The sequence below is a fragment of the Mycetocola sp. TRD_SC_2 genome, from assembly GCF_055361225.1.
Window position 1 is genome coordinate 2,396,521 of sequence record NZ_CM143954.1, and the last position, 13,208, is coordinate 2,409,728.

Sequence of the window (13,208 nt, forward strand, 5' to 3'; positions counted from 1 at the left end):
GGTTACTTACCAGCCTTTCCGGCCTTGCGGCGAACGATCTCGCCGGCGTAACGCACACCCTTGCCCTTGTAGGGCTCAGGCTTGCGAATCTTACGGATGTTGGCAGCAGCTTCGCCGACGGCCTGCTTGTCGATCCCGGACACCGTGAGCTTGTTGTTGCCTTCGACGGTGAGCGTGATGCCAGCGGGCGGCTCGATCAGGACCGGGTGGGAGAAACCGAGGGCGAACTCGACGGAGCTGCCCTTCTGTGCCACTCGGTAACCGGTGCCGACAACTTCAAGGCCCTTGGTGTAGCCCTGGGTGACGCCGATGATCTGGTTGCTGATGAGGGTACGGGTGAGCCCGTGCAGGGAGCGCGATTCGCGCTCGTCGTCGGGGCGGGTAACCAGAACCTGGCCATCCTCCACAGCGACCTCGATGGGCTTGGCGACGGAGAGCGTCAGCTCACCCTTCGGGCCCTTGACGGTGACGACGGAGCTGTCAACCGCAACGGTGACCCCTGCGGGGATCTCAATGGGGAGTCTTCCAATTCGCGACATTTGTGGCTACCACACGTAGGCGAGGACTTCCCCACCTACGCCCTTCTTCTCAGCCTGGCGGTCAGTGAGCAGACCGGAGGAGGTGGACAGGATGGCGACGCCGAGGCCACCGAGAACCTGAGGGATCTCCGTCGACTTTGCGTAGACACGGAGGCCGGGCTTCGAAACACGCTTGATGCCCACGATGGAGCGCTCACGGTTCGGTCCGAACTTGAGGTTCAGCGTCAGGGTCTGGCCGACGCGAGCGTCTGCAACTTCCCAGCCGGAGATGTAGCCCTCAGAAGTGAGGATGTCGGCGATGTGCGACTTGAGCTTCGAGTGCGGCATCGACACGGTTTCGTGGTGTGCCGAGTTCGCGTTGCGCAGTCTGGTCAGCATGTCTGCGACCGGATCTGTCATTGTCATATGTGATGTCCTTCTGATCACCAGGTTTCGTTCACCCGTTACACGAATGACGACCTGTGGTGGTTAGGGGTGAAGCGGATGCTCCGCCCCCCTGATCTCGACGCCGCGATGCGCCGGCCTACCGATTTCGCGAGGAAATCGGTCGACCGGCGCCGCTGGCAATCAAGTTCTTCAGTTGTGTTGCGGCTCGAGATCGGCTGCAAGCAACCGACCCAATATACCGTTACTTAGCTGAGTCTTTGAACGGTGCCCCGGCGGCGGCGCTGTGCGCCATCGCCGGGGAATCCGAATACTTACTACTTGTCGGCCGACTGGAACGGGAAACCGAGCGCCTTGAGCAGCGCGCGACCCTGGTCGTCGGACTTCGCGGTCGTGACGACCGTGATGTCCATACCGCGGACGCGGTCGATCTTGTCCTGGTCGATCTCGTGGAACATCGACTGCTCCGTGAGACCGAACGTGTAGTTGCCAGTGCCGTCGAACTGCTTCGGGCTCAGGCCGCGGAAGTCGCGGATACGAGGAAGCGCGAGGCTCAGCAGGCGGTCGAGGAACTCCCACATGCGGTCTCCACGAAGCGTGACGTGGGTTCCAATGGGCTGTCCTTCACGCAGTTTGAACTGCGCGATCGACTTGCGTGCCTTCGTGATCTGCGGCTTCTGACCGGTGATCTTGGTGAGGTCGGCGACGGCGCCATCGATGATCTTGCCGTCGCGTGCTGCCTCGCCGACACCCATGTTCACGACGATCTTGGTGAGCGTCGGGATCTGGTGCACGTTGGTCAGACCGAGTTCCTTGAGCAGCTGCTCCTGGATCTCTGCCTTGTACTTCTCTTTGAGGCGGGGCTGGATTTTGCCAGCCACCACTGCCGTGTCAGTCATTAGAGGTCCTTACCTGACTTCTTGGCGTAACGAACGCGGACCGTCTTGGTGACGCCGTTCTTCGTTACTTGCTCGTTGCGGTGACCGACGCGAGTCGGCTTCTTGGTCTCGGGGTCAACGAGCGCGACGTTCGAGATGTGAATCGGAGCTTCGTGGGTCTCCACGCCGCCCGTCTTCGTCCCGCGCTGGGTCTGGCCCTGGCGCACGTGCTTCGTGACGTAGTTGACGCCCTCGACGATGACGCGGTTCTTCTCGACCAGAACCTCGATGACCTTGCCCTGCTTGCCGCGTGAACCGCCGCGAGCCTGGGTCGGGCCAGAGATGACCTGGACGAGGTCGCCCTTTTTGATCTTCGCCATGACTAAATTACCTCCGGTGCCAGCGAGACGATCTTCATGAACTTCTTGTCGCGAAGCTCGCGACCGACCGGTCCGAAGATACGGGTACCGCGGGGGTCGCCGTCGTTCTTCAAAATCACTGCTGCGTTCTCATCGAACTTGATGTAGGAGCCATCCGGACGACGGACTTCCTTCTTGGTGCGAACGATGACGGCTTTGACGACGTCACCCTTCTTGACGTTCCCACCGGGGATCGCGTCCTTCACGGTGGCGACGATCGTGTCGCCGAGGCCGGCGTAACGACGGCCTGATCCACCGAGAACACGGATGGTGAGAAGTTCCTTGGCGCCGCTGTTGTCGGCGACCTTGACCCTGGATTCCTGCTGAAGCATTACTTACTCCTTATGACAAGCAAGCCGCGAGGCTTACTTGGCCTTCTCGAGGATCTCGACCAGGCGCCAGCGCTTGGTAGCGCTGAGCGGACGGGTCTCGCTGATCAGAACGAGGTCACCGATGCCGGCGGCGTTGAGCTCGTCGTGCACCTTCCTCTTGGAGGTGCGGCGGATGACCTTGCCGTAAAGCGGGTGCTTTACGCGGTCTTCGACCTCAACGACGATGGTCTTGTCCATGCGGTCGCTGAGGACATAACCACGTGCGGTTTTGCGGTAGCCACGAACAACGGCCTCGGCCTCTACTGCGGCGACCTCGGGTGCTGCGCCTTTAGCGTCAGACTTAGCCATTACTTGGCCTCCTCAGTCTCGGTTTCGGGTGCTGCGTCAGCCGCAGCATCCTTCTTCTTGGTCTTCTTCGCAGCCTTGACGGGCACCTCTTCGGCGACCGGGGTTGCCCGGATGCCGAGCTCGCGCTCACGAATGATCGTGTAGATGCGAGAGATGTCACGCTTCACGGCACGCAGGCGGCCGTGGGTCTCGAGCTGGCCGGTAGCGGCCTGGAAGCGCAGGTTGAACAGCTCTTCCTTGGCCTTGCGCAGCTCGTCGACAAGACGTTCGTCTTCAAATGTGTCGAGCTCAACGGGGGTGAGCTCCTTGGAACCGATCGCCATTATGCGTCGCCCTCCTCGCGCTTGATGATGCGTGCCTTGAGAGGCAGCTTGTGGATTGCACGGGTCAGTGCTTCGCGGGCAAGCGTCTCAGAGACGCCGGCGACCTCGAACAGCACACGGCCGGGCTTGACGTTCGCGACCCACCACTCGGGCGAACCCTTACCGGAACCCATGCGGGTTTCAGCGGGCTTCTTGGTGAGCGGACGGTCGGGGTAGATGTTGATCCACACCTTTCCTCCACGCTTGATGTGACGCGTCATGGCAATACGAGCGGACTCGATCTGACGGTTGGTCACGTAAGCGGGGGTGAGGGCCTGGATGCCGTACTCGCCGAAGCTGACAACGGTTCCACCGGTGGCCTGGCCAGTGCGGTGGGGACGGTGCTGCTTGCGGTGCTTGACTCGACGTGGAATAAGCATGGTTACGCGCTTGCCCCTTCTGCGACGGGAGCCTCAGCGCGCGGTGCACGACGCGGACGGTCGCTACGCTCGGGGCGGCTCGACTTGGCGTTGGCCTGCTCGCGTGCGAGCTCCTTGTTGGTGATGTCACCCTTGTAGATCCAGACCTTCACGCCGATGCGGCCGAAGGTGGTCTTTGCCTCGTAGAAGCCGTAGTCGATGTTCGCGCGCAGGGTGTGCAGTGGCACACGGCCTTCGCGGTAGAACTCCGAACGGCTCATCTCGGCGCCGCCGAGGCGGCCGGAGACCTGGATGCGGACACCCTTGACTGTTGAGGTGCGCTGAGCGCCCTGCAGGCCCTTACGCATCGCGCGGCGGAAGGCCACACGTGCTGCGAGCTGCTCGGCGATTCCCTGCGCGACCAGCTGAGCGTCAGCCTCGGGGTTCTTGACCTCGAGGATGTTCAGCTGGATCTGCTTGCCTGTGAGCTTCTCGAGGTCGGTGCGAATGCGCTCCGCCTCGGCGCCACGGCGACCGATCACGATGCCCGGACGGGCAGTGTGAATGTCGACGCGAACGCGGTCACGGGTGCGCTCGATCTCGATGCGTGACACACCGGCGCGGTCAAGCGACTTGCCAAGCAGTCGACGGATCTTGACGTCTTCAGCAACGTAGTCGCTGTAGCGCTGGCCCGGCTTCGTGCTGTCGGCAAACCAACGCGACACGTGGTCGGTGGTGATGCCGAGGCGGAAGCCGTACGGGTTTACTTTCTGACCCATTACTTCGTACCCTCCTCAGGAGTGGCGAGCACAACAGTGATGTGGCTGGTGCGCTTCAGAATCTGGAATGCGCGGCCCTGGGCACGCGGCTGGAAACGCTTGAGGGTTGCACCCTCGTCGACGAATGCCTTGGCGATGTACAGGTCCTGCTCGTCCAGGAACTGGTTGTCTTTGTCTGCCTTGACGCGAGCGTTCGCGATAGCAGAGGCAACCAGCTTGTAGACGGGCTCTGACGCGCCCTGCGGCGCGAACTTCAGAATGGCCAGGGCCTCAGCGGCCTGCTTGCCGCGGATCATGTTGACGACGCGGCGGGCCTTCATGGGGGTGACGCGGATGTGACGCAAGCGTGCGACTGACTCCACCATTTCTCTCCTCCTTTTCGCCACCGCGTTAGCGGCGACGACCCTTCTTGTCGTCCTTCACGTGTCCACGGAAGGTGCGGGTGGGTGCAAACTCGCCGAGCTTGTGCCCGACCATGGTCTCGGTGACGAACACCGGGATGTGCTTGCGACCGTCGTGCACCGCGATGGTGTGTCCGAGCATTGCCGGTACGATCATCGAACGGCGCGACCAGGTCTTGATGACGTTCTTGCTCTTGGCCTCGTTCGCGCGAACCACCTTGCGGAGCAGGTGGTCATCAACGAAGGGGCCCTTCTTAAGACTGCGTGGCATCTTCTACAACTCCTACTTACGCTTCTTGGTGGCGGTACGGCGACGAACGATGAGCTTGTCGCTTTCCTTGTTCGGGTGGCGAGTGCGGCCTTCTTTCTGGCCCCACGGGCTGACCGGGTGGCGTCCACCGGAGGTCTTGCCCTCACCACCACCGTGTGGGTGGTCGACCGGGTTCATGGCGACACCGCGGACGGTCGGGCGAACGCCCTTCCAGCGCTTGCGGCCGGCCTTTCCCCAGTTGATGTTCGACTGCTCGGCGTTGCCGACCTCGCCGATCGTGGCGCGGCAGCGTGCGTCGACGTTGCGGATTTCACCCGACGGCAGGCGAAGCTGCGCGTAGATGCCGTCCTTGGCGACGAGACGAACCGATGCCCCAGCTGAGCGAGCCATCTTGGCGCCTCCACCCGGACGCAATTCGATTGCGTGGATGACGGTACCCGTTGGGATGTTCTTCAGCGGCAGGTTGTTGCCGGGCTTGATGTCGGCGCCGGCACCCGACTCGACAACATCGCCCTGTGAGAGCTTGTTGGGAGCGAGGATGTAACGCTTGGTGCCATCAACGAAGTGCAGGAGCGCAATGCGTGCCGTGCGGTTGGGGTCGTACTCGATGTGAGCGACGCGGGCGTTGACGCCGTCCTTGTCATTGCGACGGAAGTCGATGACACGGTACTGGCGCTTGTGGCCACCACCGATGTGACGGGTCGTGATGCGGCCCTGGTTGTTACGGCCACCGGTCTTCGAGAGGGGACGCAGAAGCGACTTCTCGGGAGTCGAACGCGTGATTTCAGCGAAATCAGCGACGCTCGATCCACGGCGACCAGGGGTCGTGGGCTTGTACTTACGAATAGCCATAGTTTTTCCTTACGCTCCTAGCCGACAGCCGTGAAGATGTCGATGGAACCGGATTTGAGCGTCACAATGGCGCGCTTGGTGTCCTTGCGCTTGCCGATGCCGAACTTGGTACGACGGGTCTTGCCGGTGCGGTTCAGTGTGTTGACCGATGCAACCTCGACCTTGAAGATCTTCTCGATAGCGAGCTTGATCTCGGTCTTGTTCGCACGGGGGTCGACGACGAAAGTGTACTTACCCTCATCGATCAAGCCGTAGCTCTTCTCTGAAACGACCGGCGAAATGATGACGTCGCGCGGGTCCTTGTTGATGTTGGTCATGGCTAGGCCTCCTCAGTGACGTCAGCGGACGAAGCGACAGCCGTGACCGACTTGCCCTTGGCGGGGCCGGCGACGAAAGCGTCGAAAGCTGCCTTGGTGAAGACGATGTCGTCTGCCACGAGCACGTCGTAGGCGTTCAGCTGGTCATGGTTGATGACGTGAACGGTTGGGATGTTGCGAACCGCCTTGTAGCTCTCGACGTCAGCGCGTTCGAGAACGACGAGGACGTGCGGAGAGGTTGCGATGGTTGCCAGGTAGTCGACTGCGGCCTTGGTGACGCGCTCTTCAGCGATCACGAGGGTTTCGACGACGTGGATCCGCTCGCCACGGGCCCGGTCTGAGAGCGCTCCGCGCAGGGCGGCGGCGATCATCTTCTTGGGGGTGCGCTGCGAGTAGTCACGCGGCTGCGGTCCGTGGACGATGCCACCACCGGTCATCTGAGGTGCGCGGATCGAGCCCTGACGGGCGCGGCCGGTTCCCTTCTGCTTGAACGGCTTGCGGCCTGCACCGGAAACTTCACCACGACGCTTGGTCTTGTGGGTTCCCTGGCGTGCCGCAGCGAGCTGGGCGACAACGACCTGGTGGATCAGCGGAACGTTGGTCTGAACGTCGAACAACTCGGCGGGCAGTTCGACAGTGCCGGACTTCTTGCCCTTCGTGTCGAGAACGTCGAGCGTTGCGGTGCTAGTTGCGTTGGCCATCTAACTACGCTCCCTTCACTGCGTTACGGACGAAAACGATGCGGCCACGAGCGCCGGGAACGGCACCCTTGACGAGCAGCAGGCCCTTTTCGGCGTCAACCGAGTGGACGTGCAGGTTCAGCACGGTGACGCGCTCTCCACCCATGCGACCGGCCATGCGCATGCCCTTGAAGACACGGCTCGGGGTCGACGAAGCACCGATTGAACCGGGCTTGCGGTGGTTGCGGTGAGCACCGTGAGATGCGGAAACACCCTTGAAGTTGTGGCGCTTCATCACACCGGCGAAGCCCTTACCCTTGCTGGTTCCGACGACGTCGACCTTCTGGCCGGCTTCGAACGTTCCATCAACGGTGAGCTCCTGGCCGGCGGTGTAGTCGCCAGCGTCAGCGGTGCGAACCTCGGTGAGGTGACGGCGAGGCGTGACGCCTGCCTTGTCGAAGTGTCCTGCGTCAGGCTTGTTGACCTTGCGCGGGTCGATCTGGCCATAGGCGATCTGAACCGCGTTGTAGCCGTCGACCTCGGGCGTGCGGACCTGAGTCACGACGTTCGGGGTGATTTCGATTACGGTCACGGGCACGAGGTTGTTGTTCTCGTCCCAGACCTGAGTCATGCCAAGCTTCTTGCCGAGCAGACCCTTGCTGGTCTTGTTCTGCGTAGACATGCGTTCCCTTAGAGCTTGATCTCGATGTTGACGTCGGCCGGCAGGTCGAGTCGCATGAGCGAGTCGACGGCCTTGGGCGTCGGGTCAATGATGTCGATCAGACGCTTGTGGGTGCGCATTTCGAAGTGCTCCCGGCTGTCCTTGTACTTGTGGGGAGAACGGATGACACACACCACGTTCTTCTCCGTCGGAAGCGGCACCGGGCCGACAACCGTGGCACCCGCGCGGGTTACCGTGTCGACGATCTTCCGCGCCGAGGTGTCAATGACCTCGTGGTCATATGACTTAAGTCGAATGCGGATCTTTTGTCCCGCCATTTGTGACTCGCTCTCTGTCTTGCGTCTTACGAATTCCTTCGCATTGGACGCGCTTCTTAGCGTTGAGAACAACGCTGGGCACTACTTGCTGTCGCACCACTGTTTTACTGTCAAGTCTTTGTCGCTCTCCCCCACGGGGTCCTTCCGCGCGCACAGGGATACCCTGCGTTTGCGGCTTTCGCCAGTGTTGGGGATTGTCGACCAAGTCGATGTTCTGCTACCCGCGGCCTAGGTTTACTTGCTCGATATCGAACGTGACCTATGCACTGCCTGGCAGTGATTCCCACGCGGCACGATGGCACGCACGAGAAATGTTGAACTAGATGAGTCTGACAGAAAGAGTGACATTGTGCAACCCGGGCGTGTCGCGCGCGGTGCCCCCACCGGCGCGCAGTCTCTTCACAGAAAAACGGGCCCGGCCTGAGGCCGGACCCGCTTGTTCTCGCTGCTTGGCTCTGCCTGGGCGTCCACAGCGCGCCGGTTGGACTTCCCCCAGCCGGCGGCCCCTGAGGGGGTGGGGCCGCCGGTGGTCGTGACCGAGGGGGTGTGTCACGGCTGACTCCACCCTGCCAGACCTGAGGATCCTTCACATCCTTTTGTGGGGCATCGCGCTCCCCCAGTTCGGGGTGGTGACGCAGGCGCGAAAAAGGGCCCGGCCTTTCGGCCGGGCCCTCTTACGGAGCTACAGGTTCAGGAGTTACTTGAGAACCTTGGTGACGGTGCCTGCACCGACGGTGCGGCCACCCTCACGAATTGCGTAGCCGAGGCCCTCTTCCATGGCGATGGGCTGGATCAGCTCAACGGTCATTTCGGTGGTGTCGCCAGGCATGACCATCTCGGTGCCCTCAGGCAGCGTGATGACGCCGGTGACGTCCGTGGTGCGGAAGTAGAACTGCGGGCGGTAGTTCGCGTAGAACGGGTTGTGACGCCCACCCTCGTCCTTGGACAGGATGTATGCCGTGCCCTCGAAGTTGGTGTGAGGGGTAACGGAACCCGGCTTGACGACAACCTGGCCGCGCTCAACGTCTTCACGCTTGGTGCCGCGGAGCAGGAGACCACAGTTCTCGCCGGCCCATGCCTCGTCGAGCTGCTTGTGGAACATCTCGATACCCGTGACGATGGTCTTCTGCGTCGGGCGGATGCCAACGATTTCGACCTCGGAGTTGATCGGGAGGGTTCCACGCTCGGCGCGACCGGTGACGACCGTTCCACGACCGGTGATCGTGAAGACGTCCTCGATCGGCATAAGGAACGGCTTGTCCTTGTCGCGGACCGGGTCCGGGATGCTGTCGTCTGCGGCCTGCATGAGCTCCAGAACCGAGTTGACCCACTTCTCGTCGCCCTCGAGCGCCTTGAGGCCGGAAACGCGAACCACGGGAGCGTTGTCGCCGTCGAAGCCCTGGCTGGAGAGAAGTTCGCGAACCTCGAGCTCAACGAGCTCAAGGATCTCTTCGTCCTCGACCATGTCGGACTTGTTGAGCGCGACCATGAGGTACGGAACGCCGACCTGCTTCGCGAGCAGAACGTGCTCACGGGTCTGGGCCATCGGGCCATCGGTAGCTGCAACCACGAGGATTGCGCCGTCCATCTGTGCGGCACCGGTGATCATGTTCTTGATGTAGTCGGCGTGGCCGGGTGCATCGACGTGAGCGTAGTGACGGCTGGGCGTCTCGTACTCGACGTGGGAGATGTTGATCGTGATACCGCGCTGGCGCTCTTCCGGTGCCGAGTCGATCGTCGCGAAGTCACGCTGGACGTTCGTCGCCGAGGGGTACTTGTCAGCAAGCACCTTCGAGATGGCGGCGGTCAGCGTGGTCTTGCCGTGGTCGACGTGACCGATGGTACCGATGTTTACGTGCGGCTTGGTCCGCTCGAACTTGGCCTTAGCCACTATGGTCCTCCTCAGGACTGATGTAGCGAAACCGGGCACTGGTTTGCAACCGGGCAGCTACGGGGATTTGTGTGTTTATGTTACTAGGTTGCGGCAGGGGATTGCACAGGAGAGGCTCCTGACCCTCCCCCGCCGCAGGGCGATTACTCGCCCTTGCTCTTCTGGATGATTTCCTCGGCTACTGCCTTCGGAACCTCCGCGTAGCTTTCGAATGTCATCGAGTACACGGCGCGGCCGGAGGTCTTGCTCCTCAGGTCACCGATGTAACCGAACATCTCCGACAGCGGGACCTTCGCGGCAATCACCTTGACGCCGGAAGCATCCTCCATCGACTGGATCTGTCCCCGGCGAGAGTTGATGTCGCCGATGACGTCGCCCATGTACTCCTCGGGAGTACGCACTTCGACGGCCATGAGCGGCTCAAGAAGAACCGGGTCGGCCTTGCGTGCGGCTTCCTTGAAGCCCATCGATCCAGCGATCTTGAACGCCATTTCAGACGAGTCAACATCGTGGGCTGCTCCATCGAGCAGGATCGCCTTCACACCGACGAGCGGGTAACCGGCGAGGATTCCGACTTGGAGTGCGTCCTGGAATCCGGCATCGATGGAGGGGATGTACTCACGGGGGATGCGACCACCCGTGACCTTGTTGTCGAATTCGTAGATCTTGTCTGAAGACATTTCCATCGGCTCGAGGCCGAACTGGATCTTCGCGAACTGTCCCGATCCACCCGTCTGCTTCTTGTGAGTGAAGTCGTGCTTCGGAACCGCGCGACGGATCGTCTCACGGTAGGCGACCTGGGGCTTGCCCACGTTCGCCTCAACCTTGAATTCGCGCTTCATGCGGTCGACGAGGATGTCGAGGTGCAGCTCGCCCATACCGTGAATGACGGTCTGGCCGGTCTCCTGGTTCTGCTCGACGCGGAACGTCGGGTCTTCTTCTGCAAGCTTCTGGATGGCTGTTCCCAGCTTCTCCTGGTCCTGCTTCGTCTTCGGCTCGATCGCAACCGAGATGACGGGCTCGGGGAAGGTCATCGACTCGAGGACGACCTGTGCGTTCGGGTCGCACAGAGTGTCACCCGTCGTGGTGTCCTTGAGACCGATAACCGCGTAGATGTGACCTGCGGTCACGAAATCAACGGGGTTCTCCTTGTTCGCGTGCATCTGGAAGATCTTGCCGATGCGCTCCTTCTTGCCCTTGGTCGAGTTGATGACCTGAGCGCCGGAGTCGAGACGGCCCGAGTAGACCCGAACATAGGTCAGACGACCGAAGAACGGGTGAACGGCAACCTTGAACGCGAGAGCAGCGAACGGCTCGGCCGCGTCGGGGTGACGGAGGATGATCTTCTCTTCGTCACGCGGGTCGCGCGCTTCCGTTGCCGGAACGTCGAGCGGGTTCGGAAGGTAGTCGATGACTGCGTCGAGCATCGGCTGCACACCGCGGTTCTTGAATGCCGAGCCACAGAGGACCGGGTAGATCTCGCTGTTCACGGTGAGCTTGCGAATTGCGCCCTTGATCTCGGCGACGGTGAGATCTTCTCCACCGAAGTACTTCTCGAGCAGTGCGTCATCGGTCTCGGCGACGGTCTCGAGGAGGAGCTTGCGGTACTCAGCTGCCTTTTCGACGAGGTCGGCGGGGATCTCTTCGATGGCGTACTTGGCACCCATCTCGACATCACCCTTCGAGTCGCCACGCCACGTGAGCGCGCGCATCTCGACGAGGTCGACGACGCCCTCGAACTCGCTCTCAGCACCGATGGGGAGCTGGATCACGAGGGGCTTGGCACCGAGTCGCTTGATGATGGTGTCGACGGTGAAGTAGAAGTCAGCGCCGAGCTTGTCCATCTTGTTGACGAAGCAGATGCGCGGGACGTCGTACTTGTCGGCCTGGCGCCAGACGGTCTCGGACTGGGGCTCAACGCCCTCCTTGCCGTCGAACACTGCGACAGCGCCGTCGAGGACGCGGAGCGAACGCTCCACCTCGACGGTGAAGTCGACGTGACCGGGGGTGTCGATGATGTTGATTTGGTTGTCGCCCCAGAAACAGGTTGTCGCAGCTGAGGTGATCGTGATGCCACGCTCCTGCTCCTGCTCCATCCAGTCCATCGTGGAGGCACCGTCGTGGGTCTCGCCGATCTTGTGGTTGACGCCGGTGTAGAACAGGATGCGCTCAGTCGTGGTGGTCTTACCGGCATCGATGTGCGCCATGATGCCGATGTTGCGGACCTTGTTCAGGTCGGTGAGCACGTCAAGTGCCACGGGTTCCTCCAGGAAGTTGAGTGTGGATTGGTCGAACAGGCGGCGCAGATGCTCCGAAACGGGTAAACGCTCCGGAGCATCCGATCGCGGCTACCAGCGGTAGTGAGCGAAGGCCTTGTTCGACTCGGCCATCTTGTGGGTGTCCTCGCGGCGCTTGACCGCGGCACCGAGGCCGTTTGATGCGTCGAGGATCTCGTTGGTGAGACGCTCGGTCATCGTCTTCTCGCGGCGACCCTTGGCGTAGCTGGTGAGCCAGCGGAGCGCGAGGGTGTTGGCGCGGTGAGGCTTGACTTCGACGGGCACCTGGTAGGTGGAGCCACCGACGCGGCGCGACCGGACCTCGAGGGTCGGGCGCACGTTGTCGAGTGCCTTCTTCAGGGTGACGACGGCGTCCTGGCCGTTCTTGGCAGCGACGCCTTCGAGTGCGTTGTAAACAATGCGCTCGGCGAGGCCCTTCTTGCCGTCAACAAGAATCTTGTTGACGAGCTGGCTGACGATCGGTGCGCCGTAGACGGGGTCTGCGACGACGGGGCGCTTTGGTGCTGGTCCCTTACGAGGCATTACTTCTTCTCCATCTTGGCGCCGTAGCGGCTCCGGGCCTGCTTGCGGTTCTTCACGGCCTGCGTGTCGAGCGCGCCGCGGATGATCTTGTAACGGACACCCGGGAGGTCCTTCACTCGTCCGCCACGGACGAGGACCATCGAGTGCTCCTGCAGGTTGTGGCCTTCACCGGGAATGTAGGCGGTGACCTCGGTGCCGTTGGAGAGCTTCACACGAGCGACCTTGCGCATCGCCGAGTTCGGCTTCTTCGGGGTGGTGGTGTACACACGGGTGCATACGCCACGCTGCTGGGGGTTGGCCTTCAGGGCGGGGGCCTTGGTCTTGACGACCTTCGGCGTGCGTCCCTTACGGACCAACTGCTGAATAGTTGGCACTACTTCTCCTTGTTTTTGCTGCACGGTGACAGCTGCAATGTTTTGCTAGCATTCGCGCGAGGCGAGTTCATCTGGACCCACCGGCAGCGCAGAAGAGCGTTGCTGAAAGTGGTGGGTATGCCGTGGGGGCCGGCGCATGAGCTATCCGGCCCGATGTGGTGAAGTTCTCAAGCCCCTCGACGCGCCCGAAGGCACGAATCCGAA

At 61.8% G+C, this 13,208-nt stretch carries 20 protein-coding genes; all 20 read right to left on the minus strand.

Features of this window, described 5'->3' with window-relative positions:
* Positions 1 to 2: 2 nt before the first annotated feature.
* The 20 genes from rplF to rpsL all read right to left on the minus strand — a co-directional run bounded on the left by rplF (position 3) and on the right by rpsL (position 13,004).
* Entirely contained in the window at positions 3 to 539 is a 537-nt protein-coding gene (rplF, locus tag ACWA1Q_RS11525; protein ID WP_121672435.1) for a 50S ribosomal protein L6, read from the minus strand.
* A gap of 6 nt (positions 540 to 545) precedes the next feature.
* Positions 546 to 944 (minus strand): 30S ribosomal protein S8, encoded by a 399-nt coding sequence (gene rpsH / locus ACWA1Q_RS11530; RefSeq protein ID WP_121672434.1) that lies wholly within the window; start codon positions 942 to 944, stop codon positions 546 to 548.
* A gap of 296 nt (positions 945 to 1,240) precedes the next feature.
* Entirely contained in the window at positions 1,241 to 1,822 is a 582-nt protein-coding gene (gene rplE / locus ACWA1Q_RS11535; RefSeq protein ID WP_463757507.1) for a 50S ribosomal protein L5, read from the minus strand.
* A complete protein-coding gene (gene rplX / locus ACWA1Q_RS11540) occupies positions 1,822 to 2,181 on the minus strand; it encodes a 50S ribosomal protein L24 (protein WP_121672432.1) in 360 nt (119 codons plus the stop codon). The genes rplE and rplX overlap by 1 nt, the downstream gene beginning before the upstream one ends.
* Before the next feature lie 2 nt (positions 2,182 to 2,183).
* Positions 2,184 to 2,552, minus strand: coding sequence for a 50S ribosomal protein L14 (gene rplN, locus ACWA1Q_RS11545; RefSeq protein WP_121672431.1), 369 nt, complete (start codon positions 2,550 to 2,552; stop codon positions 2,184 to 2,186).
* Positions 2,553 to 2,585: 33 nt separating this feature from the next.
* The gene (rpsQ, locus tag ACWA1Q_RS11550) at positions 2,586 to 2,900 is read right to left on the minus strand and encodes a 30S ribosomal protein S17 (RefSeq protein WP_121672430.1); all 315 of its coding nucleotides are present in this window, start codon (positions 2,898 to 2,900) and stop codon (positions 2,586 to 2,588) included.
* On the minus strand, positions 2,900 to 3,223 hold the full coding sequence (gene rpmC, locus ACWA1Q_RS11555; protein WP_463757509.1) for a 50S ribosomal protein L29: 324 nt from the start codon (positions 3,221 to 3,223) through the stop codon (positions 2,900 to 2,902). The genes rpsQ and rpmC overlap by 1 nt, the downstream gene beginning before the upstream one ends.
* Positions 3,223 to 3,642 carry a 50S ribosomal protein L16 gene (gene rplP, locus ACWA1Q_RS11560; protein ID WP_090712289.1) on the minus strand — a complete coding sequence of 140 codons (420 nt, stop codon included), beginning with the start codon at positions 3,640 to 3,642 and terminating at the stop codon, positions 3,223 to 3,225. The genes rpmC and rplP overlap by 1 nt, the downstream gene beginning before the upstream one ends.
* A gap of 2 nt (positions 3,643 to 3,644) precedes the next feature.
* Complete coding sequence (gene rpsC, locus ACWA1Q_RS11565; protein ID WP_121672427.1) at positions 3,645 to 4,400, minus strand: 30S ribosomal protein S3; 756 nt, start codon at positions 4,398 to 4,400, stop codon at positions 3,645 to 3,647.
* The gene (gene rplV, locus ACWA1Q_RS11570) at positions 4,400 to 4,765 is read right to left on the minus strand and encodes a 50S ribosomal protein L22 (protein WP_463757510.1); all 366 of its coding nucleotides are present in this window, start codon (positions 4,763 to 4,765) and stop codon (positions 4,400 to 4,402) included. The genes rpsC and rplV overlap by 1 nt, the downstream gene beginning before the upstream one ends.
* A 25-nt stretch (positions 4,766 to 4,790) precedes the next feature.
* Positions 4,791 to 5,072 carry a 30S ribosomal protein S19 gene (rpsS, locus tag ACWA1Q_RS11575; RefSeq protein WP_090712282.1) on the minus strand — a complete coding sequence of 94 codons (282 nt, stop codon included), beginning with the start codon at positions 5,070 to 5,072 and terminating at the stop codon, positions 4,791 to 4,793.
* Positions 5,073 to 5,084: 12 nt separating this feature from the next.
* Positions 5,085 to 5,924 carry a 50S ribosomal protein L2 gene (gene rplB, locus ACWA1Q_RS11580; protein WP_090712280.1) on the minus strand — a complete coding sequence of 280 codons (840 nt, stop codon included), beginning with the start codon at positions 5,922 to 5,924 and terminating at the stop codon, positions 5,085 to 5,087.
* Positions 5,925 to 5,941: 17 nt separating this feature from the next.
* Positions 5,942 to 6,241, minus strand: coding sequence for a 50S ribosomal protein L23 (gene rplW, locus ACWA1Q_RS11585; protein ID WP_121672425.1), 300 nt, complete (start codon positions 6,239 to 6,241; stop codon positions 5,942 to 5,944).
* 2 nt (positions 6,242 to 6,243) lie between these two features.
* Entirely contained in the window at positions 6,244 to 6,942 is a 699-nt protein-coding gene (rplD, locus tag ACWA1Q_RS11590) for a 50S ribosomal protein L4 (RefSeq protein ID WP_121672424.1), read from the minus strand.
* 4 nt (positions 6,943 to 6,946) lie between these two features.
* Complete coding sequence (gene rplC, locus ACWA1Q_RS11595; protein WP_121672423.1) at positions 6,947 to 7,603, minus strand: 50S ribosomal protein L3; 657 nt, start codon at positions 7,601 to 7,603, stop codon at positions 6,947 to 6,949.
* 8 nt (positions 7,604 to 7,611) lie between these two features.
* Positions 7,612 to 7,920, minus strand: coding sequence for a 30S ribosomal protein S10 (gene rpsJ / locus ACWA1Q_RS11600; RefSeq protein ID WP_005050520.1), 309 nt, complete (start codon positions 7,918 to 7,920; stop codon positions 7,612 to 7,614).
* 697 nt (positions 7,921 to 8,617) lie between these two features.
* Complete coding sequence (tuf, locus tag ACWA1Q_RS11605; RefSeq protein WP_463757511.1) at positions 8,618 to 9,811, minus strand: elongation factor Tu; 1,194 nt, start codon at positions 9,809 to 9,811, stop codon at positions 8,618 to 8,620.
* A 143-nt stretch (positions 9,812 to 9,954) separates the two neighbouring features.
* Entirely contained in the window at positions 9,955 to 12,069 is a 2,115-nt protein-coding gene (gene fusA, locus ACWA1Q_RS11610; RefSeq protein WP_463757513.1) for an elongation factor G, read from the minus strand.
* Between the two features lie 90 nt (positions 12,070 to 12,159).
* Entirely contained in the window at positions 12,160 to 12,630 is a 471-nt protein-coding gene (gene rpsG, locus ACWA1Q_RS11615; protein ID WP_121672420.1) for a 30S ribosomal protein S7, read from the minus strand.
* Positions 12,630 to 13,004 (minus strand): 30S ribosomal protein S12, encoded by a 375-nt coding sequence (rpsL, locus tag ACWA1Q_RS11620; protein ID WP_090712265.1) that lies wholly within the window; start codon positions 13,002 to 13,004, stop codon positions 12,630 to 12,632. Before rpsL ends, rpsG begins: the two co-directional genes overlap by 1 nt.
* Positions 13,005 to 13,208: the final 204 nt, after the last annotated feature.